Source organism: Variovorax sp. CCNWLW186 (assembly GCF_037203865.1).
In the GTDB taxonomy this organism is placed as follows: domain Bacteria; phylum Pseudomonadota; class Gammaproteobacteria; order Burkholderiales; family Burkholderiaceae_C; genus Variovorax.
Genome location: NZ_JBBCBO010000010.1, coordinates 1 through 18,683, shown reverse-complemented (window position 1 = coordinate 18,683; position 18,683 = coordinate 1). Strand labels below are relative to the sequence as shown.

Sequence of the window (18,683 nt, the reverse complement as noted above, 5' to 3'; positions counted from 1 at the left end):
ATCCCACAGCGGCATGGCGTTGCGCCGCCGCCAGACTGCTCCCACGCGCAGGTCCTGCGTCCTCCGACCCACGGCGCAGAGGGCAGGCGCACGATGCAAGGCATCTTCACCCTTCAGGAGAAAGCAATGCCACGAGGTGACAAGTCGTCCTACACGGACAAGCAGAAGCGTAAGGCCGAGCACATCGAGGAAAGCTACGAGCACCGCGGTGTCGGCAAGGCCGAGGCCGAAAAGCGTGCCTGGGCCACCGTCAACGCCGAGACCGGCGGCGGCAAGAAGAGCGGCAGCGGCCGCGGCAAGGCCGAGAACCACGCCCCGTCGCGCAAGGGCGGCCACAAGGGCGGCGCTGCGGCAGCATCGCGAACCGCCGCCGAACGTTCCGCATCCGCCAAGAAGGCCGCTGCAACGCGCAAGCGCAACGCCGAGCACCGCAGCGGCTGACCCCAGGCAATCAAGGAGATCCGCAATGACCCGAGTTTCCGAACTGATGACCCGCGGCGTACGAGCCCTTTCGCCCGCCGATTCGGTGGCACTGGCCGCCCAGGCGATGGACGAGCTGGACATCGGCGCCATTCCGGTGTGCGACGGCCAGCGCCTGCTGGGCATGGTGACCGACCGCGACATCGTGCTGCGCGTGGTGGCGCAGGAGCGCCCCCTGGACACTTCACTGTCAGAGGTGATGACGAAGGACGTCAAGTGGTGCACCGAAAGCGACAATGTCGAAACGGTGATGAATGAAATGGCCGGTTACCAGGTGCGCCGCATGCCGGTGGTGGACCGCGACCGGCGGCTCGTGGGCATGCTGTCGCTTGGCGACACGGCCGCCAAGGGCGACATCGGCAAGGCGGGCGATACGCTCAACATCATTTCGCAGCCGGCCGAGCCGGACCGCTCCAAGCAGTCCGCCGCGAGCGGGCCCAGCGGCGGCGGCGCGTCTTGAACTTCTGACGCCGGCCCGCTCAACGCTTCGCAGGCAGGCGGATGCGCGGGCCGGGTGTGGTGCGAACCAACAGCGCTTCTTCCGCCTGGCGCAGAAACCGTTGGTTGCGCTCCGGTGTTTGCGAAGCAACGCAATCGCGGGGTGCCAGTGCTTCCAGGTCGCGCATGCCCGCATCGGCCAGCGTGGCCCAGATGCACTGGTCGCTGGCCACGCCGGTCACGATCAGCCGCCTTGCCTTCAGGTAGGCGAGCAGCAACTCGAGCGGGGTCGCGAAGAAGGCGGACTGCTTGGGCTTGAGCACAAAGTAGTCTTTTTCGCCCGGCAGCAGCGCCGATGTGATTTCGGCGCCGGCCCCGCCGGAGGCGAGCGACATCTCCACCAGTTTCGGAAAGTCGGAGCGCCAGCGTCCGCGGTTGTCGTTGACGTAGATGGTGGGCACCCCGGCGCGGGTGCATCGCGCCTTCAGGGCAGCGATGCGTCCGGCAATGGCGTGCGCGCCGGGCAATAATTTTTCCGCATCGGGAAAATCCCAGCAGCTGATCATGTCGATGATCAGCAGGGCGGTGTGACCGGCGGCGGGCGCGGAGGCGAGGGCGGGGGGCGGGGAGGAAGCGGATGAGGCCATGGGCCGGCAAAACTCCAGTCAGCGGGAGGCCTCACCATTTCCCAAAGCGCATGGCCGAGCCCGTAGGAAAGCTGCGCGTGGCCGCGAAAGTCGCCGCCGAGTTCTCCGGTGCTTGGGCGGGCGCGTAGGAGGCCTCTTTCACAACGACGCGCGTTATCCCGCTCCGCCGGATCGCAAGGTGTTCGACCATGGGCTGGAGCTGTCGCCATGCACGGTTTTGCTTCCGTGCGCCCCCGCCAATCGTTCACAAGGAGTTATTCCGATGAACACTTCCCCGACGAGCACTTCCGCTTTCACGCGGCCCTTCGCCATCGTGACCGGCGCTTCGTCCGGCATAGGGCTGGAACTGGCGCGCTGCTGCGCCAACGAGGGTTTCGATCTGCTGATTGCGGCCGATGAGCCCGAAATCGAGGACGCCGCGGTTCAACTGCGCCGCCTGGGCGTGGAGGTGCAGCCCGTGCTTGCCGATCTTTCCACCACCGAGGGGGTCGACCGCCTGCTGGCGGCGGCTGGGCAGCGTCCGGTCAATGCGCTGCTCGCCAATGCCGGGCGAGGGCTCGGCCATGCCTTTCTCGACCAGAATTTTGCCGACGCGCGGCACGTGCTCGACACCAACATCACCGGCACGCTGTACCTGATTCATGCCATAGGCGGCGGGATGCGCGCGCGCGGGCAGGGGCGCATTCTCATCACCGGCTCCATTGCGGGCTTCATGCCCGGCAGCTTCCAGGCGGTCTACAACGGCACCAAGGCCTTCCTGGACTCGTTCTCCTTTGCGCTGCGCGAAGAGCTGAAGGACAGCGGCGTGACGGTGAGCTGCCTGATGCCCGGGCCGACCGACACCGAGTTTTTCGACCGTGCCGACATGCTCGACACCAAGGTGGGCCAGGACGACAAGAAGGCCGACCCGTCCAAGGTGGCGAAGATCGGCTTCGAAGCGATGATGAACGGCGAAGGCGACGTGGTCGCGGGGTGGAAGAACAAGCTCCAGGTCGCGGTTGCCAACGTCACGCCATCGGCGTTGCTGGCCAAGCAGCACCGCAGGATGGCCGAACCCGGAACGGCGGACCCACGCTAGGCCGGGAGCGCAAGCCATGGACACTTCTTTCAGCTCGGGAGTCGCCCTCGTGGACACCGTCCTCAAGAGCACCGGCGGCAGCGTGGTGGTGTGGAGCGCCGATCCGCAGGCCTACGGCAGCGAACACGAACGCGCCACGCGCAGCAACTTCGCCCAGCGCCTTGCGGCGCTGAAGCAGTTTCGCTTTGCCGGCGAATACGACGCCTCGCGCGCGCACGAGAACACGCCGTTGTACTTTGTGCCGAGCGACACCGTGCCCAGCACGCAGCAGGCGCGGTCGCTCGGCATCTCGACGCTGCACGACCTGTTCGGGGGCGTGGTTCCATACCCTTTCGTGGCCACCAAGGCCATCACGCATCCGCTGGTCGGACGGGCCGCAGCCTGCCCTGAAGGGTGGGCGCCCGGATTTGCCGCCGACATCTCGCATGCGGCGCTCGACGGGTTCTCGGCCTTCTCTGCCGAGGATGCGCGATGGGCCGGGCGCCGCCTGCTCGAGAACAGCCCGGTGCGGGTGAAGCCGGTATGCGCCACCGGCGGACGGGGGCAGACGATGGTCACCGGCGCCGATGCGCTGGACCGCAGCCTGGCCGCCATGGACGAGAGCGAGATCGCGCTGCACGGCGTGGTGATCGAAGAGAACCTCGAGCGGCCCGACACCTTCAGCGTGGGGCAGGTGATGGTCGACCACATGATCGTGAGCTATTTCGGCCGCCAGCGCATGACGACCGACAACGCAGGCCAGAGCGTATACGGCGGTTCCGACCTGACGCTGGTGCGCGGCAACTTCGACGCGCTGCTTGCCAAGACCAGCCCCAGCCCGGCGCTGTGCCTGGCCATCGAGCAGGCGCGGCGCTACCACCAGGCGGTGATCGACTGCTTTCCCGGCTTTCTTGCGTCGCGCGTGAACTACGACGTGGCGCAGGGCGTGGGCGCCGGGGGCGCGTGGCGCTCGGGTGTGCTGGAGCAGTCGTGGCGGGTGGGGGGCGCAACCGGCGCCGAGATGATGGCGCTCGAGAGCTTCTGGCGCGACCCGGCGCTGGAGCGCCTGCGCGTCTCGTGCTTTGAGGCGTATGGCGCGGCGGCGTCCATTCCTTCGGATGCGGCGGTGCACTATCGTGGCATCGACAGCCAGATCGGCGCCCTGACCAAGTACGCATTGATCCAACCGTATGCCAGCGACACGACATAACGTTATCGATATTCCCGTAGACGGCCAGCACATTGCCGGAACGCTGGTCGCCGCTTCGACGATGGTGCCCGGCGTCCTGCTCGTGCACGGCTGGGATGGCAGCCAGGAGCAATACATTGCGCGCGCGCACGACATTGCCGCGCTCGGCTGCGTATGCCTCACCTTCGACCTGCGCGGCCACGCGCGCCACGCGGCGCTGCGCAAGGAGGTTACGCGGGAAGACAACCTGCGCGACGTGCTCGCAGCCTACGACACGCTGGTGAGCCACCCCACGGTCGATCCGAACGCAATTGCCATCGTCGGCAGCAGCTACGGGGGCTACCTGGCGGCGCTGGTCAGCGCCATGCGGCCGGTGCGCTGGCTCGCACTGCGCGCGCCGGCGCTTTATCGGGACCGCGAGTGGCTGGCGCCCAAGGGGCAGCTGAGCAGGTCCGACCTGGTGGCCTACCGCCGCACGCTGGTGGGGCCGCGCGACAACCGCGCACTGGCCGCCTGCGAGGCCTTCACCGGCGACGTGCTGATCGTCGAATCGGAGCACGACCAGATCGTGCCGCACCCCGTCATCGAGAACTACCTGGGCGCGTTCAAGCGCGTGCGTTCCGCCACCTACCGCGTCATTTCGGGCGCCGACCATGCGTTGTCGAAGCAGTCGTCCCGCCAGGCCTACGGGCAGCTCCTGGTGTCCTGGATGACGGAAATGACGCTTGGCGCCAGAGCCACCGGCGCCATGACGCGGGCTGTTTCAGAAAGCCCTGCATAGAGGTTTCCACATGAACACAAGCAAACGACTCGTGCCGGTGCTGCGTACCGGCCTGATTGCCGGAACCTTCGCCAGCCTTGCCTCGACCGTCGCGCTCATGCTGTGCGGCCGGCGCGAGGCCGGCAGCGCCGTGGCGCCCACCAATGCCACCAGCCATTGGCTCTGGGGCGATCAGGCCCTGCAGGTGTACCGGCCCACGCTGCGGCACACGGCCCTGGGCTATGCCACCCACCATGCGAGCGCTATCTTCTGGGCGGTGCTCTACGCCTGGCTGCATGCCGAGCGGCGCCCGCCGCAATCGGTGCCTGCCGCGCTGGCCAGTGCCGGCGCCGCAACGGCGGTGGCCTGCACGATCGACTACACGATCACGCCGCGCCGGCTCACGCCCGGCTTCGAGCACCATCTTTCGAAAGGCTCCATGGCCGTGGTCTACGGCCTCTTTGCAGTGGGGCTGGCAGCCGGGTGCCTTCTTGCGCAGCGCGGGCGCGAGTAGTGGGCGCTGCTACGCGCACACAGGCAGCTTTCCTACGTCGCGGTGTTTCGAGCCCCCCCATCGTTCAGCTTCCACCAACCTTATTCGGAGCCCCACGATGCCCACCTCTACCAAGCGAGCAGCACCCGATGCATGCAGCCTTCTCGATACCGACCACCGCAACGTCAAGAAGTTGTTCAAGGAGTACGAGGAACTGACCCATTCGCGGGCCGCCAGCGCGCAGCAGAAGAAGCGCGAACTCGCAACCCAGATCTGCACCGAGCTGACCGTGCATGCGCAGATCGAAGAAGAAATTTTCTACCCCGCCTTGCGCGAAGCGCTCAGCGAGACCGATCTCCTGGACGAAGCCGAAGTCGAGCACGCCAGCGCCAAGGAACTGATTGCGCAGATCGAATCAGCCGCCGATGTGGACGACAAGTTCGACGCCAAGGTCATCGTGCTGGGTGAATACATCGACCACCACGTGAAGGAAGAGCGCAACGAGATCTTCGTCAAGGCGCGCGCCGCCAAGGGGCTCGACCTCGTGGCCATGCGCGACCAGCTTGCGGCCCGCAAGGAAGAGCTGATGGAAGAACTCACCGGCGCAACCGCCTGACCCGCCAGGGTTGCAGGCTGCCTAGCCACCTCAACGGCACCCGGCCGCCCGCCGGCCGGGTGCCACGCTTTTTCGATCGGCCTTGGAGGTCACCCATGACAAATTTAGTCTCCCGGCTTTTTCCCACGGCGACCAACATGATTCGCCTGGATCACACGCACGTGCTTTCCACCTTTCACCAGTACAAGGCGAGCGCGCCGAGCCGCGTGAAAAAGGGGCTGGTCAACACCATCTGCACGGCGCTCGAAATTCACGCGCAGCTCGAGGAAGAAATCTTCTACCCCGAGATGCGCAAGATCGACGATGAACGCATTACCGAAGCCATCCACGAGCATTCCGAAATGCGCAGGCTCATCGGCCTGCTTCGCACCATGGAGCCCGAGGCGCGCGACTATGACGAAACCCTGTCGGCGCTGATGCGCGACGTGATGCATCACGTGGCCGACGAGGAAACCATCTTGCTGCCCGCGGCCGAAAAGCACCTGGCAGACAAGCTGGGTGACCTGGGGGCGCAAATGACCAAGCGCAGGCTGCAGCTCGCAGGCCCGCGCACGGGCGAAATTGCGCTCGACATGGGGCGGGCCGCTTCGGGCAACACCGCGGCCATTGCCGTGGTCGGCCTGGCCGCGGCGGGGCTTCTGCTGGCACGGCGTTCCGGCCATCTGCGCTGGCACGCGCGCGCCTGACCTGGGGAACACGGCTTCATGCCAGAAGACACCAATATTCCGTTGCCGTCCGCGCCCGAGTCATCGCGCGCTGCTTTCCAGGCTTTGGCCGAGCGCGTGGGAGTGCTTGCGCCCGGGGCACCGCTCTCGGACGAGCTCATGAAGTTCGCCGAAGGCGTGTTGCAGCTTGCCGCCGAGGGCAAGGTTCCGCGCGGGCGCGAGGCTTCGTAGCCGGGCACCCCGGGCACCCGCCTGGTTGGATCTACAGCAGGTCGCGCATTCGGTAGTACATCATCCCCAGCACGAGCGCGGGGGTGCGAAGCAGTGTGCCGCCGGGAAAGGCCAGGTGCCCGATGCGGGCGAACAGGTCGAAGCGCTCCGCCTGCCCCGCAATGGCCTCGGCCGCCAGCTTGCCCGCCATGCCGGTCAGCGCCAGGCCATGGCCGGAGAAGCCTTGCAGGTAGTAGATGTTGCTGCCGATGCGCCCGAAGTCAGGCGCCTTGTTCATGGTGATGTCGACGAAGCCGCCCCATGCATGGTCGATGCCCAGGTCGGAGAGCTGCGGAAACACCGTGAGCATGCTCTTGCGGATTTTCTCGATCAGGTTGCGCGGGGTTCGGGCGCTGTAGCTGTCGCCCGAGCCGAACAGCAGCCGGTCGTCGGCGCTCAGGCGGAAATAGTCGAGCACGAAGTTCGTGTCCGACGCGGCCGGCCTGCCGCGCATGAGCGCATCCGCGCGCGCCTTGCCCATCGGCTCGGTCGCGATCATGTAGGTGCCCACGGGCATGATGCGCGACGACACTTCGGGCGCCACGTCGTCGCCATATTCCGCAAGGTAGACGTTGCCCGCCAGCACCACGAAGCTGCACCGCACCTCGCCCTGCGCGGTTTTCACCACGGGCCGCGTTCCGCGCTCGATGACCTGGGCGGCCGAGTTCTCGTGCAGCTGCGCACCGGCCGCCCGCGCCGCGGAAGCCAGGCCCAGCGAATACTTGAGCGGATGCAGGTGGCCCGAAAACGCATCGAAGGTGCCGGCGTCGAAGCGCTTGCTGTCGACCCATTGCGCGATTTCCGCGGGCCCCAGCCATTGCAGCGGATAACCATAAACGCGGCCTACATGCTCCATCCATTCGCGAAGTGCGCGCGACTTCGACGGCTTGACCGAAAGATTCAGGTAGCCGGGCTGCCAGTCGCAATCGATGGCATGGCGGGCCATGCGGTCGCGCAGCAGGTTCAGCCCTTCGACCGAAACATTCCAGGCGCGGCGCGCGTCCTCGGGTGTGAATTGCTTCTCGATAGCCGCTTCGCCCTCGGAGCCGAAGCCGACGATGGCCTGCCCGCCATTGCGGCCCGAGGCGCCCCAGCCGACGCGCTGCGCTTCGAGCAGCACCACGGCATAGCCGCGAGAAGCCAGCTCCAGCGCCGCGGAAAGGCCCGCGAGGCCGCCACCCACCACGCAGACATCGGCGGTGGCAATGCCTTCGAGCGGGCGCGCAGCTTCGAACCGCTCGGCGCGCTGCACGCTCGCTTCGTAGTAGGAGTTCTCGACGACGCCGAGTTCTTTTCGCAGCAGCAATCAGGCCACCCGGAAGTTGAGAAACTGCCAGGGGTCTTCTTCATCCTTTTCTTCATCGAAGAGCGGGCTGCGGTCTTTGAGCGGCGTCCAGTCGCCATACACGCCCGCCACCTCTCCCAGGTAGGGCGTTGCGGCTTCCAGAACCACGCGGTGATCGAGGTCGTCGGGCTCCACCAGCCCGGCATCGGGGTTGCGCAACGCCCAGAGCATGCCGCCCAGGATGCCGGCCACCACCTGCAGGCTGGTGGCGCTGTTGGCGGGCGCCAGTTCGCGCGCCTGATCGATGGTCAGGCGGGAGCCGTACCAGTAGACCCCCTTGGGATTGCCCATCAGCAGCACGCCGAGTTCGTCCATGCCTTCGGCGATTTCGTCGCGGATGATTTTCTGGCGGTGCTGCAGGCGCCAGTTCTTTCCGGCCACTTCGTGCAGCGAGAGCACGGCGTCGTCGCAGGGGTGGTAGGCGTAGTGCACCGTGGGGCGGTACACCACCTCGCCGTCCTTGCGCAGCGTCAGGTGGTCGGCGATGGAAATCGATTCGGCATGCGTCACCAGAAAGCCGTGGTAGGGCCCTTCGAGCGGGGTCCAGCTGCGCACCCGCGTGCCGATGCCGGGTCGGCCGAGATAGATGGCCGCGTCGCTGCCGAAGCCGTGGCGCGCCGCATCGGCCGGCCAGTGCCGCTCGTGCGTGCCCCATCCCAGCTCGGCGGGTTGCAGGCCCTCGTCGACGAAGCCCCGCACCGACCAGGTGTTGACGAATTCGTTCCGCTGCTTGCGCTGCCTTGGCGCCTGGGTGTCGCGCTCGGCAATGTGAATGACCTTGATCTCCAGCTGCTTGGCGAGCGCGGCCCAGTCCTCGTAGCTCGTGGGCATCGATTCGAGCTGCGCATGCGTGTCGGCCGCGATGTTGAGCAACGCCTGCTTGAGTAGCGCGGACACCAGCCCCGGATTGGCGCCTTGCGTGATCACGGCCGTGGGCCCGCTGCGCTTGTCGAGGCGCCAGGCCAGCACTTCTTCGCGCAGGCTGTAGTTCGAGCGGCGGGAAGGCGGCACGCCGGGGTCGTCGTAGCGCCCGGGCCAGGGCTCGTTGCAGGTGTCCAGATAGAAGGCGCCGCGTTCGCGGCAGAGCTTGACGAGCGCAAGGCTCGAAACATCGACCGACAGGTTGACCAGGAAGTCGCCCTTGCCCAGCAGGGGCTCGAGCACGGCGGCGAAATTGCCTTCTTCGAGGCGGGCAGGAATGACTTCGACGCCCAGTTCCTTTGCGAGGCCGCTTCGGTCTTCGCCCGGCTTCACGATCCTGATGTCGGAGGCCTTCAGGCCGAAATGGCGCAACAGCAGCGGCAGCAGCGCCTGGCCGATGGAGCCGAAGCCGACCATCGTGAGCCTGCCGTCGAAACGCGCCAGCAATTCATTCTTCTTGGTCATCCACAACCTCGCTGAGTGGCACCGGCGCTGGCCGCCGGGCTGACTGCTACCTGGTTTTCCGTTCGTGTTCAAAAAATGTGGTGCCACCGGTTGCGTCCACGCGTCAGCTTGCCTTTGCCGATGGTGTAGGAGGACTCCATAAACGGTCGTTTTCCGCCGGCTCATGGTAGAAACCGGCCACCCTGCGCGCATCGCGCATCGCACCGTCCGATGGCAGAAAACTCCAACCCCAGAATTTCAGGAATTTCCGACAAGCCAGCCGGCACCGGCGTGCGCAACGCCTGGCCGCTTTGGCTGGTGCTGGGCATGGCGTTGCTGCTCCTGGGCGGCTGCGCGGGCCTGCCGTCGGGTGTGGAACGCAAGCCGTCGATGGCCATCACCAACGGCACGGACACGATGCTCGGGCGCCTTGTCACGGCGGCTTCACCACCGGAGCGGGGCTTGAGCGGCTTTCGGCTGCTGCCCATGGCGCAGTTTTCGCTGCATGCACGTATCGAGCTGGCAAAGCGCGCGCAGCGCTCCATAGATGTTCAGTACTACCTGGTGCAGAACGACGAAACGGGCCGCTACCTGCTTCGCACATTGCGCGACGCGGCGGAGCGCGGCGTGCGCGTGCGCCTTCTGGTGGACGACCTCTACACCGCGGGTGCCGACCCACTGTTCGCTGGCCTGGCGGCGCATCCCAATGCCGAGGTGCGGATGTTCAATCCGTTTCCCGCCGGGCGCGAACGCCTGGGCACGCGCTGGGCCTCGTCGCTGCTCGACTTCGACCGCGTGCACCGCCGCATGCACAACAAGCTCTTCGTGGTGGACAACGTGATGGCGGTGATGGGCGGGCGCAACATCGCCAACGAGTACTTCCTGCGCGACGGCGGCTCCAACTTCATCGACATCGACACGCTGGTGGCCGGCACCGTGGTGCCGCGGCTTTCGTCGCTGTTCGACATGTACTGGAACAGCCCCTACGTGTACCCCGTTGAGTCGCTGGTGTCGACCGGCGGGGCCACGCCGCAGCAGTTGCGCGACCGCTTCGAGCAGCTGACCGGCGGGCCGGACACGCTGCACCCCGATCCGCTCGCTTCCACCGACCTGCTGGGCAACAACGCGCTGGCCAAGGACCTGGACGAAGGCGCGCTTTCGCTCGTGTGGGCGCGCGCAGAAGCCTACGCCGACGCGCCCGCCAAGGCGCTCGGCCCCACGGAGGAGGCCCGCGGGCTGCCCGCCGACGAGTCGACCGACAGCGTGCTCTACAACGTGCGGCGCTACATACGCGGCGCGGAGCACGAGATCCTGCAGACCACGCCATACCTCATTCCAGGCCGCGGCGGCATGGAGTCGATGCGCATCGTGCGGCAGAAGGGCGTGAGCTACACCATCGTGACCAATTCGCTCGCGGCCACCGACGAATCACTGGTGCACATCGGCTACCGGCGCTACCGGCCTGAGATGCTGCGGCTGGGGGTGGCGCTGTACGAACTGAGCCCCAAGCGCGTGGAAGAAACCAAGCGCTTCGGCATCTACGGTTCGGCGAGCGGAAGGCTGCACGGCAAGTCGGCCGTGATCGACCGCAACATCGTCTTCATCGGTTCGATGAACTTCGATCCGCGCTCGATGCTGCACAACACCGAGGTCGGCATTTTCATCTTCAGCCCGCAGATCGCGCAGCAGCTCACCAGCCTGATCGGCTTCATGCGGCTCGACGGTGCCTACCAGCTGCAGCTGGGGCCGCGCGGCGGCATCGAATGGGTGAGCCCGGCCTCGGGCGACGGCGCCGACACCATCCTGCACGTGGAGCCCGAAACCGATTTCTGGTCGCGCTGGAAGCTGGAGCTGTTTGCCCCGCTGGTGCCCGAGAGCCTGCTTTAGCGGCGCGCCTGCGCCGCCACCGGGTGCCTAGTGCTGCAGGCGCCCGCTCAGGTAGGGCTCGGGGTCGACGGCGGTGCCGTTCTTGCGGATTTCGAAATGCACCTTCACGCGGTCGGTGCCGCTCTTGCCCATTTCGGCAATTTTCTGGCCCTGGCGCACCACCGCGTTTTCCTTGACGACGATGTTTTCAGCGTGGGCGTATGCGGTGAGGAAGGTGTCGTTGTGCTTGACGATGACCATGTTGCCGTAGCCGCGCAGTTCGCCGCCCACGTACACCACGCGCCCGTCGGCCGAAGCCACGACCGGATCGCCAAGGTTGCCGGCGATGTCCAGTCCCTTGTTGCGCACGCCGTCGAAGCGGGCAATGGTGGTGCCGCTGGCGGGCCGGATGAACATGGCCTGCGGCTGCTGGACGGGCGGTGGCACGTTCACGCCGGCCCGGGGAGGCGGTGCGGGCGTGGTGCAGGCTGCAAGGCCGGCCGCTACGAGTAGCGCGGCGCCGGTACGGGAAACAAAAGTCTGAAGGTGCTGCATGGTTCTCTGTTGGAACGAATTCGTTGCTGAGGGTTCCTTCGGCTCGGCACGCCGGGCGAGTTACCGCCGGCATGCTAGCAAACTCGCAGGGCCGGCAGGTGCGGGCCGCGGGAGAAGGAGTGAAGGGCTGGCGGTGCCTGCTTTTTGTTACTTGAGCGGAATGGGCGTGCCGCGGTCGATCGGCACCGCCGTCACGCTGTTCTTCGGCGAACCGTCGATCAGCAGGTCGGAGTAGGTAAGGTAGACGAGCGTATTGCGCCGGGGGTCGACCATGCGCACCACGCGCAGCCGCTTGAAGAGAATCGACAGCCGCTCGGTGTAGACCTCTTCGCGCTTGGGCAGCGGCTGCGTGATGCTGACCGGGCCGACCTGGCGGCAGGCAATGGAAGCTTCTGACTTGTCTTCCGCCACGCCGAAGGCCCCGGCCAGGCCGCCCGTCTTGGCGCGCGAGACATAGCAGGTCACGCCGTTGACCTTGGGGTCGTCATACGCCTCGACCACGATCTTGTGGTCCGGCCCGATGAGCTTGAACGCGGTGTCGACGTCGCCCACTACTTCTGCCTGCGCCGCCGAGGCCAGCGCGAGGCCCAGGCCGACGGCAACGGTGGACGCGAGCGCCGCACGGAAGAGGGCGGTGGCCCGCAATGCCTGGATGGTCATGTGTTTCAAACGATGCTGAGTTCGTGCACGCGGTCGAAGCTGCCGCGCCGCCGGTCTTCGAAGAAGTGTTCCAGCGCCTCGCGCACAGTGCGAAAAGCGATCTCTTCCCAGGGAATTTCTTCCTCGGTGAAAAGCCGGGCCTCGATGGTTTCGTGGCCCGGGTCGAAGCGGTCGTCCAGCAGGCGGGCGCGGTAGAACAGGTGCACCTGCCCCACGCGCACCACGCTGATCACCGCGAAGAGGCCCTGCATCTCGTAGTGGGCGCCGGCCTCTTCGTCGGTTTCGCGCGCCGCCCCCTGGGCGGCGGTTTCGCCAAGCTCCATGAAGCCCGCGGGCAACGTCCATTTGCCCCAGCGCGGCTCGATGTTGCGCTTGCACAGCAGCACCTTGTCGCCGAGCACGGGGATGGTGCCCACCACGTTCAGCGGGTTCTCATAGTGGATGGTGCTGCAGGCGGGGCAGACGGCGCGTTCCTTGGTGTCGCCATCGTCCGGAATGCGGTAGACCACCGCGGTGCCGCAGTTCTTGCAGTGCTTGATCGGGACGCGCAGGATCATGAAGCGTGAGCGCAGGGCTTCAGACGATCTTGACCGTCAGCTTGGGCAGGCCGGCCACTTCGCCGACCAGCGTGTCGCCCGCCACCACCGCCGCCACGCCTTCGGGCGTGCCGCTGTAGATCAGGTCGCCGGGCTGCAGCTCCCAGGCGGCCGAAAGATGCTCGATGGTTTCGGCCACGTTCCAGATCAGCTTGCTCACGGTGCTGCGCTGGCGGTCGGTGCCGTTGACCTGCAGCGAGATTTCGGCGTTCTCGGCATCGCCGGCCTGCGCCACCGGCACGATGGGGCCGATGGGCGCGCTCTGCTCGAAGCCCTTGCCGATGTCCCATGGGCGGCCCTGCTTCTTCATCTCGCCCTGCAGGTCGCGGCGGGTCATGTCCAGGCCCACAGCGTAGCCGTAGATGTGCTTGTGCGCGTCGGCGGCCAAGATGTTCTTGCCGCCGGTGCCAATGGCCACCACGAGTTCGATCTCGTGGTGCAGGTTCTTGGTGAGCGTGGGGTAGGCCATGGTGCCGGTCTGGCCCGCATCGACCACCACGAGCGCGTCGGCCGGCTTCATGAAGAAGAACGGCGGCTCGCGGCCGGTAAAGCCCATTTCCTTGGCGTGATCTTCATAGTTGCGGCCCACGCAGTAGATGCGGTGCACCGGAAAACGGGCGGGCTGCCCGACCACCGGAACCGAAACGGTCGCGGGCGGGGCGAAAACAAACTCGGAAGCCATTGCGTCTGTCCTTTTCAGCGGAACGGAGAAAAACGGCAGTGTGCCAGAGGCAGGCCAGGGTTGTTCGCGAGCGCTATGCTTGCGCAATGATGAAGCTGCATAACTACTTCCGCTCCTCGTCGTCCTTCCGGGTGCGCATTGCGCTCAACCTGAAGGGCCTGGACTACGACTACGTGCCGGTGCACATTGCCCGCGGCGACCATCGCACGGGCCCCTATTCGGCCATTTCGGCCGACATGCTGGTGCCGCTGCTCGAAGACGAGGGCGAGCGCTTTTCGCAGTCGATGGCCATCATCGAATACCTGGACGAGACCCACCCCGAGCCGCCGCTGCTGCCGCACGATCCGGTCGGCCGGGCGCACGTGCGGGCGCTGGCCCAGTCGATTGCCTGCGAGATCCACCCGCTGAACAACCTGCGCGTGCTCAAGTACCTGGTGAAGGAGCTCAAGCTCGACGACGAGGCCAAGAACACCTGGTACCGCCACTGGGTTCGCGACGGCATGCTGGCCTTCGAGCGGCAGCTTGCGCAGCACCCCGGCAGCACCTTCTGCTACGGCAACACGCCCACGCTGGCCGACTGCTGCCTGGTCCCGCAGATTTTCAACGGCAGGCGTTTCGACTGCGACTTCAGCGGGCTGCCGCGCACCATGGCCGCCTTCGAGGCCTGCATGGAACTCGACGCGTTCCAGCGTGCCCAGCCTTCGCAGGCGCCCGACGCGGAAGCCTGAGCGGCATGGACGCCGGCATGGACCCGCGCTGGCTCGTGCCCGACTGGTCGGCGCCGCAGAACGTGCGGGCGCTGTGCACGACGCGCGCTGGCGGCGTATCGGCCGGGCGTTATGAAAGCCTGAACCTCGGCGACCACGTGGGCGACGAGCCGGCGCACGTTGCGGCCAACCGCACGCGTCTGCGGCAGGCCATCGGCGTGCGGCCGGTCTTCCTGCAGCAGGTGCATGGCAGCGAGGTCGTGGAGCTCGAGGGCGTCGACAGTGCCTTGCCCGATGGCGCCGCCGCCGACGCCTGCACCACCGGCGATAGCGGCCTGGCCTGCACGATCATGGTGGCGGATTGCCTGCCCGTACTTTTCACCGATACCTCAGGGCGCCGCGTGGCCGCCGCGCATGCGGGCTGGCGCGGCCTTGCCGGCGGCGTGCTCGAAGCAACGGCCGGGGGTTTTGCCCCGGAGCAGGGCAAGGTGCTGGCATGGCTCGGCCCCTGCATCGGGCCCAAGGCCTTCGAGGTGGGCGCCGAGGTCAAGGCCGCATTCGAGGCGCATGCGCCGGAGGCGGCGGGGTGCTTTCAGCCCTCCCAATCAGCCGGCAAATGGCTGGCCGACCTGCCGGCGCTTGCACGCCAGCGCTTGCGCGCGGCCGGCGTGGAAGCCGTGTATGGCAATGACGGCTCCGACGGCTGGTGCACCGTCGGCAACCCCTCACGGTTCTTTTCGCACCGGCGGGACGGCGTCAGCGGGCGCTTCGCCGCCCTGGTCTGGAAGGCCTGAATCCTTGCTCGCTTCCGCCGCTGCGGCGCGGCGTGCGGCCTCCTGCGCCTCGGCCTCGCGCTGCCTGATCGCGCGGCGGCGGCCGGGGGTTCCCATCAGGTAAACCACCAAGGCCACGGGCGCCAATCCGTACAAAAGAAATGTGAAGATGGCACCCAGCACGGTGCCCGTGGTGCTGGTGGCTTCGGCGACGGCCATCATCACGGCAACGTAGAGCCAGCCGATCACGATCAGGTGGATGAACACAACAAGTTTCAGTCGGTAAGTAGGTGGGCGGCGTTATGAAGGCCTTGTGAAATGCAGCATACTCAAAACACGAGCAGCCATCCGTACCGACTCAGGCGAGGACCAGGAGACACCATGAAGCAACAAGCCACGGGGGCCGATGCGTTCGCGCCCTTCCAGCAGGCACTGTCAGAGGGATGGAACAAGGCGCTGGAATCGTTCCAGCAATCCGCCGCGCAGGGGGCCTCGGCCTTCGTCGGCGGCACGCCGCTGTGGCAAATGCCGCAGTCGGCCAAGATGCCCGAGCTGCCCAAGATCTCCATCGACCCCGAAAAGCTTCAATCCATCCAGCAGCAATATGTTGCCGAGGCGACCGAGCTCTGGCGCCAGGGCTTCGCCGCCAAGCCCGAGGGCGACAAGCGCTTTGCGTCCGACGCCTGGGGCGGCAATCCGCTCGCTGCCTTTTCGGCGGCCGTGTACCTGCTCAATGGCCGCACCATGCTGAACATGGCCGACGCCATCGACGCCGACGAAAAAACCAAGGCCCGCCTGCGCTTTGCCGTGGAGCAGTGGATGGCGGCCTCGTCGCCGAGCAATTCGCTGGCGCTGAACGCCGAGGCGCAGAAAAAAGCCATCGAAACCCAGGGCGAGAGCATTGCCAAGGGCATTCAGAACCTGCTGCACGACATCAAGCAGGGCCACCTCAGCATGACCGACGAGAGCGCCTTCGAAGTGGGGCGCAACGTGGCCACCACCGAAGGCGCCGTGGTGTTCGAGAACGAGCTGTTCCAGCTGCTCGAATACAAGCCGCTCACGGCCAAGGTGTACGAGCGGCCCTTCTTGCTGGTGCCGCCCTGCATCAACAAGTTCTACATACTCGACCTGCAGCCCGAGAACTCGCTGATCCGCTATGCGAACGAGCAGGGCCACCGCGTGTTCGTGGTCAGCTGGCGCAACCCCGACGAATCGTTGGCCAACGCCACCTGGGACGACTACATCGAGAACGCCGCAATCAAGGCGATTCACACGGTGCAGGAAATCAGCGGCAGCAAGCAAGTCAATGCGCTCGGCTTCTGCGTGGGCGGCACCATCCTGAGCACCGCGCTGGCCGTGCTTGCGGCACGCGGCGAAAAGCCGGCGGCCTCGGTCACGCTGCTCACCACGTTCCTCGACTTCAGCGACACGGGCATTCTCGACATCTTTGTCGACGAGCCGATGGTGCAGTACCGCGAAATGCAGCTCGGCAAGGGCGGGCTGCTGCCGGGCGGCGACCTGGCCTCGACCTTCAGCTTTTTGCGCCCGAACGACCTTGTGTGGAACTACGTGGTCGGCAACTACCTGAAGGGCGAAACGCCGCCCCCGTTCGACCTGCTTTACTGGAACAGCGACGCCACCAACCTGCCGGGCCCGTTCTACACCTGGTACCTGCGCAACACGTACCACGAGAACAAGCTCGCCAAGCCCAATGCGCTCACGGTGTGCGGCCAGAAGGTGGACTTGAGCAAGATCGACATCCCGGCCTATATCTACGGCTCGCGCGAAGACCACATCGTGCCGATTGGCGGGGCTTATGCATCGACGCAGCTGCTGCCCGGCAAGAAGCGCTTCGTCATGGGCGCTTCAGGCCACATTGCCGGCGTGATCAACCCGCCCGCCAAGAAAAAGCGCAGCCACTGGATTCGCGAGGACGGCAAGTTTCCCAAGACGCAGGCCGAATGGCTGGCCGGCGCCACCGAGCACCCCGGCAGCTGGTGGACCGACTGGGCCCAGTGGCTCAAGGGCCATGCGGGCAAGCAGGTTCCCGCGCCGAAGACCTACGGCAACGGCAAGGCCTACAAGGCCATCGAGCCGGCGCCGGGGCGCTACGTCAAGGCCCGCGCCTGACATGGCCCAAAGCAGCAGCCGACAGCCGCACGCACAATCCCACGCACCCGCTTCATTCAAATCACTTCAACGGAGAACCTCATGGAAGACATCGTCATCGTTTCGGCTGCACGCACGGCGGTCGGCAAGTTCGGCGGCTCGCTCGCCGGCATTGCGGCCACGGAGCTGGGCGCCCTCGTGATCAAGGAAGTGATTGCACGCGCGAACCTCACGGCCGAGCAGGTCGGCGAGGCCATCATGGGCCAGGTGCTGGCAGCCGGCGCGGGCCAGAACCCCGCGCGGCAGGCGTGGCTCAAGAGCGGCGGCGCCAAGGAAACCCCCGCGCTCACCATCAATGCGGTGTGCGGCTCGGGCCTGAAGGCGGTCATGCTCGCAGCACAGGCCGTGGCCACGGGCGACAGCGAAATCGTGATTGCCGGCGGGCAAGAGAACATGAGCATGGCGCCGCACGTGTTGCCAAACTCTCGCAACGGCCAGCGCATGGGCGACTGGAAAATGGTCGACACCATGATCGTCGACGGCCTGTGGGACGTGTACAACCAGTACCACATGGGCATCACGGCCGAGAACGTGGCCAAGAAGTTCGGCATCGACCGCTCCGCGCAGGATGAGCTCGCCCTCGGCAGCCAGACCAAGGCTGCGGCTGCGCAAGATGCCGGCAAGTTCAAGGACGAAATCGTGCCGGTGAGCATTCCGCAGAAGAAGGGCGACCCGCTCGTCTTCGACAAGGACGAGTTCATCAACCGCAAGACGAGCGCCGAAGGCCTGGCGGGCCTGCGCCCCGCGTTCGACAAGGCCGGCGGCGTGACCGCCGGCAATGCCTCGGGCCTGAACGACGGCGCCGCCGCCGTGATGGTGATGACGGCCAAGAAGGCCGCCGCCCTGGGCCTGAAGCCGCTGGGCCGCATCGCAAGCTATGCCACCGCGGGCCTCGACCCGGCCATCATGGGCATGGGCCCGGTGCCCGCGTCGACCAAGGCGCTGCAGCGTGCCGGCTGGAAGGCGGCCGACCTCGACCTGCTCGAAATCAACGAAGCCTTTGCCGCGCAGGCCTGCGCTGTGAACAAGGAAATGGGCTGGGACGTGAACAAGGTGAACGTGAACGGCGGCGCCATTGCCATCGGTCACCCCATCGGCGCGTCGGGTTGCCGCATTCTTGTGACGCTGCTGCACGAAATGCAGCGGCAGAACGCCAAGAAGGGCATTGCGTCGCTGTGTATCGGCGGTGGCATGGGTGTGGCGCTGACTATCGAGCGCTGAGTTTTCCTTCAGGGCGCCTCGATCGAGAGGCGCCCTTTTTTGCGCTGTCTGTTCGGGGCGGCGCACCCGCCGACGGGGTACCTTTCTCCGCGAATGTCCCCCGGCCTGCGGCCTCCTCCTTTATTTCGC

22 protein-coding genes are annotated in these 18,683 nt (G+C 66.4%); 14 read left to right on the top strand and 8 right to left on the bottom strand.

Features of this window, described 5'->3' with window-relative positions; translation table 11 throughout:
* Positions 1-126 precede the first annotated feature (126 nt).
* Together V9K97_RS13955 and V9K97_RS13950 are read left to right on the top strand one after the other, a co-directional pair.
* Positions 127-441: a plasmid stabilization protein gene (locus V9K97_RS13955; protein WP_157613337.1), complete on the top strand. Its 315-nt coding sequence runs from the start codon at positions 127-129 to the stop codon at positions 439-441.
* A gap of 25 nt (positions 442-466) precedes the next feature.
* Positions 467-940, top strand: coding sequence for a CBS domain-containing protein (locus V9K97_RS13950; RefSeq protein WP_337318698.1), 474 nt, complete (start codon positions 467-469; stop codon positions 938-940).
* Positions 941-959: 19 nt separating this feature from the next.
* Here V9K97_RS13950 and V9K97_RS13945 read toward each other — a convergent pair whose 3' ends face one another.
* The gene (locus tag V9K97_RS13945) at positions 960-1,565 is read right to left on the bottom strand and encodes an isochorismatase family cysteine hydrolase (protein WP_337318696.1); all 606 of its coding nucleotides are present in this window, start codon (positions 1,563-1,565) and stop codon (positions 960-962) included.
* A gap of 262 nt (positions 1,566-1,827) precedes the next feature.
* Between V9K97_RS13945 and V9K97_RS13940 the strand changes: the two genes are divergently transcribed.
* From V9K97_RS13940 to V9K97_RS13910, 7 genes are all read left to right on the top strand, one after another.
* Positions 1,828-2,643 carry an SDR family NAD(P)-dependent oxidoreductase gene (locus tag V9K97_RS13940; protein WP_337318694.1) on the top strand — a complete coding sequence of 272 codons (816 nt, stop codon included), beginning with the start codon at positions 1,828-1,830 and terminating at the stop codon, positions 2,641-2,643.
* A gap of 16 nt (positions 2,644-2,659) precedes the next feature.
* Complete coding sequence (locus tag V9K97_RS13935) at positions 2,660-3,832, top strand: DUF3182 family protein (protein WP_337318692.1); 1,173 nt, start codon at positions 2,660-2,662, stop codon at positions 3,830-3,832.
* Positions 3,813-4,592: an alpha/beta hydrolase family protein gene (locus tag V9K97_RS13930; protein ID WP_157613341.1), complete on the top strand. Its 780-nt coding sequence runs from the start codon at positions 3,813-3,815 to the stop codon at positions 4,590-4,592. Before V9K97_RS13935 ends, V9K97_RS13930 begins: the two co-directional genes overlap by 20 nt.
* 10 nt (positions 4,593-4,602) lie before the next feature.
* Positions 4,603-5,085, top strand: a complete 483-nt coding sequence (locus V9K97_RS13925; RefSeq protein ID WP_337318691.1) for a hypothetical protein — start codon at positions 4,603-4,605, stop codon at positions 5,083-5,085.
* 97 nt (positions 5,086-5,182) lie between these two features.
* The gene (locus V9K97_RS13920; RefSeq protein WP_258505639.1) at positions 5,183-5,680 is read left to right on the top strand and encodes a hemerythrin domain-containing protein; all 498 of its coding nucleotides are present in this window, start codon (positions 5,183-5,185) and stop codon (positions 5,678-5,680) included.
* 95 nt (positions 5,681-5,775) lie between these two features.
* The gene (locus tag V9K97_RS13915; RefSeq protein WP_258505640.1) at positions 5,776-6,366 is read left to right on the top strand and encodes a hemerythrin domain-containing protein; all 591 of its coding nucleotides are present in this window, start codon (positions 5,776-5,778) and stop codon (positions 6,364-6,366) included.
* A gap of 18 nt (positions 6,367-6,384) precedes the next feature.
* The gene (locus V9K97_RS13910) at positions 6,385-6,576 is read left to right on the top strand and encodes an aminoglycoside phosphotransferase (protein WP_258505641.1); all 192 of its coding nucleotides are present in this window, start codon (positions 6,385-6,387) and stop codon (positions 6,574-6,576) included.
* A gap of 31 nt (positions 6,577-6,607) precedes the next feature.
* Here V9K97_RS13910 and V9K97_RS13905 read toward each other — a convergent pair whose 3' ends face one another.
* Both V9K97_RS13905 and V9K97_RS13900 read right to left on the bottom strand, forming a co-directional pair.
* Complete coding sequence (locus V9K97_RS13905) at positions 6,608-7,921, bottom strand: NAD(P)/FAD-dependent oxidoreductase (protein WP_337318688.1); 1,314 nt, start codon at positions 7,919-7,921, stop codon at positions 6,608-6,610.
* Entirely contained in the window at positions 7,922-9,346 is a 1,425-nt protein-coding gene (locus tag V9K97_RS13900; RefSeq protein ID WP_337318686.1) for a homospermidine synthase, read from the bottom strand.
* Positions 9,347-9,556: 210 nt separating this feature from the next.
* Here V9K97_RS13900 and V9K97_RS13895 point away from each other — a divergent pair, with 210 nt between their 5' ends.
* Positions 9,557-11,212 carry a phospholipase D family protein gene (locus V9K97_RS13895; protein WP_337295029.1) on the top strand — a complete coding sequence of 552 codons (1,656 nt, stop codon included), beginning with the start codon at positions 9,557-9,559 and terminating at the stop codon, positions 11,210-11,212.
* Between the two features lie 27 nt (positions 11,213-11,239).
* Here V9K97_RS13895 and V9K97_RS13890 read toward each other — a convergent pair whose 3' ends face one another.
* The 4 genes from V9K97_RS13890 to V9K97_RS13875 all read right to left on the bottom strand — a co-directional run bounded on the left by V9K97_RS13890 (position 11,240) and on the right by V9K97_RS13875 (position 13,684).
* Positions 11,240-11,746, bottom strand: a complete 507-nt coding sequence (locus tag V9K97_RS13890) for a murein hydrolase activator EnvC family protein (protein ID WP_157613350.1) — start codon at positions 11,744-11,746, stop codon at positions 11,240-11,242.
* A gap of 147 nt (positions 11,747-11,893) precedes the next feature.
* Complete coding sequence (locus tag V9K97_RS13885) at positions 11,894-12,406, bottom strand: CreA family protein (protein WP_337318684.1); 513 nt, start codon at positions 12,404-12,406, stop codon at positions 11,894-11,896.
* A 5-nt stretch (positions 12,407-12,411) separates the two neighbouring features.
* Positions 12,412-12,963 (bottom strand): NUDIX hydrolase, encoded by a 552-nt coding sequence (locus V9K97_RS13880; protein ID WP_337295027.1) that lies wholly within the window; start codon positions 12,961-12,963, stop codon positions 12,412-12,414.
* A gap of 19 nt (positions 12,964-12,982) precedes the next feature.
* Positions 12,983-13,684, bottom strand: a complete 702-nt coding sequence (locus V9K97_RS13875; protein WP_126748625.1) for a fumarylacetoacetate hydrolase family protein — start codon at positions 13,682-13,684, stop codon at positions 12,983-12,985.
* Between the two features lie 89 nt (positions 13,685-13,773).
* Between V9K97_RS13875 and maiA the strand changes: the two genes are divergently transcribed.
* Entirely contained in the window at positions 13,774-14,412 is a 639-nt protein-coding gene (maiA, locus tag V9K97_RS13870) for a maleylacetoacetate isomerase (protein WP_337318946.1), read from the top strand.
* Positions 14,413-14,429: 17 nt separating this feature from the next.
* Entirely contained in the window at positions 14,430-15,185 is a 756-nt protein-coding gene (gene pgeF, locus V9K97_RS13865; RefSeq protein WP_443303400.1) for a peptidoglycan editing factor PgeF, read from the top strand.
* Here pgeF and V9K97_RS13860 read toward each other — a convergent pair.
* Positions 15,117-15,431 (bottom strand): hypothetical protein, encoded by a 315-nt coding sequence (locus V9K97_RS13860; RefSeq protein ID WP_126748624.1) that lies wholly within the window; start codon positions 15,429-15,431, stop codon positions 15,117-15,119. The two genes, pgeF and V9K97_RS13860, sit on opposite strands and share 69 nt — an antisense overlap.
* Before the next feature lie 114 nt (positions 15,432-15,545).
* Here V9K97_RS13860 and phaC point away from each other — a divergent pair, with 114 nt between their 5' ends.
* Positions 15,546-17,294, top strand: coding sequence for a class I poly(R)-hydroxyalkanoic acid synthase (phaC, locus tag V9K97_RS13855; protein WP_337318680.1), 1,749 nt, complete (start codon positions 15,546-15,548; stop codon positions 17,292-17,294).
* Between the two features lie 81 nt (positions 17,295-17,375).
* Positions 17,376-18,554, top strand: a complete 1,179-nt coding sequence (locus tag V9K97_RS13850; RefSeq protein WP_157613354.1) for an acetyl-CoA C-acetyltransferase — start codon at positions 17,376-17,378, stop codon at positions 18,552-18,554.
* The last annotated feature ends 129 nt before the right edge of the window (positions 18,555-18,683 follow it).

Bases quoted from the DNA above. Each gene is read 5' to 3' on its own strand.
- maiA (WP_337318946.1), top strand. From the start codon at position 13,774: ATGAAGCTGCATAACTACTTCCGCTCCTCGTCGTCCTTCCGGGTGCGC.
- V9K97_RS13850 (WP_157613354.1), top strand. From the start codon at position 17,376: ATGGAAGACATCGTCATCGTTTCGGCTGCACGCACGGCGGTCGGCAAG.
- phaC (WP_337318680.1), top strand. From the start codon at position 15,546: ATGAAGCAACAAGCCACGGGGGCCGATGCGTTCGCGCCCTTCCAGCAG.
- V9K97_RS13875 (WP_126748625.1), bottom strand. From the start codon at position 13,684: ATGGCTTCCGAGTTTGTTTTCGCCCCGCCCGCGACCGTTTCGGTTCCG.
- V9K97_RS13945 (WP_337318696.1), bottom strand. From the start codon at position 1,565: ATGGCCTCATCCGCTTCCTCCCCGCCCCCCGCCCTCGCCTCCGCGCCC.
- V9K97_RS13955 (WP_157613337.1), top strand. From the start codon at position 127: ATGCCACGAGGTGACAAGTCGTCCTACACGGACAAGCAGAAGCGTAAG.
- V9K97_RS13925 (WP_337318691.1), top strand. From the start codon at position 4,603: ATGAACACAAGCAAACGACTCGTGCCGGTGCTGCGTACCGGCCTGATT.
- V9K97_RS13890 (WP_157613350.1), bottom strand. From the start codon at position 11,746: ATGCAGCACCTTCAGACTTTTGTTTCCCGTACCGGCGCCGCGCTACTC.
- V9K97_RS13895 (WP_337295029.1), top strand. From the start codon at position 9,557: ATGGCAGAAAACTCCAACCCCAGAATTTCAGGAATTTCCGACAAGCCA.
- V9K97_RS13885 (WP_337318684.1), bottom strand. From the start codon at position 12,406: ATGACCATCCAGGCATTGCGGGCCACCGCCCTCTTCCGTGCGGCGCTC.
- V9K97_RS13940 (WP_337318694.1), top strand. From the start codon at position 1,828: ATGAACACTTCCCCGACGAGCACTTCCGCTTTCACGCGGCCCTTCGCC.
- V9K97_RS13950 (WP_337318698.1), top strand. From the start codon at position 467: ATGACCCGAGTTTCCGAACTGATGACCCGCGGCGTACGAGCCCTTTCG.
- V9K97_RS13920 (WP_258505639.1), top strand. From the start codon at position 5,183: ATGCCCACCTCTACCAAGCGAGCAGCACCCGATGCATGCAGCCTTCTC.
- V9K97_RS13935 (WP_337318692.1), top strand. From the start codon at position 2,660: ATGGACACTTCTTTCAGCTCGGGAGTCGCCCTCGTGGACACCGTCCTC.
- V9K97_RS13880 (WP_337295027.1), bottom strand. From the start codon at position 12,963: ATGATCCTGCGCGTCCCGATCAAGCACTGCAAGAACTGCGGCACCGCG.
- V9K97_RS13910 (WP_258505641.1), top strand. From the start codon at position 6,385: ATGCCAGAAGACACCAATATTCCGTTGCCGTCCGCGCCCGAGTCATCG.
- V9K97_RS13900 (WP_337318686.1), bottom strand. From the start codon at position 9,346: ATGACCAAGAAGAATGAATTGCTGGCGCGTTTCGACGGCAGGCTCACG.
- pgeF (WP_443303400.1), top strand. From the start codon at position 14,430: ATGGACCCGCGCTGGCTCGTGCCCGACTGGTCGGCGCCGCAGAACGTG.
- V9K97_RS13915 (WP_258505640.1), top strand. From the start codon at position 5,776: ATGACAAATTTAGTCTCCCGGCTTTTTCCCACGGCGACCAACATGATT.
- V9K97_RS13930 (WP_157613341.1), top strand. From the start codon at position 3,813: ATGCCAGCGACACGACATAACGTTATCGATATTCCCGTAGACGGCCAG.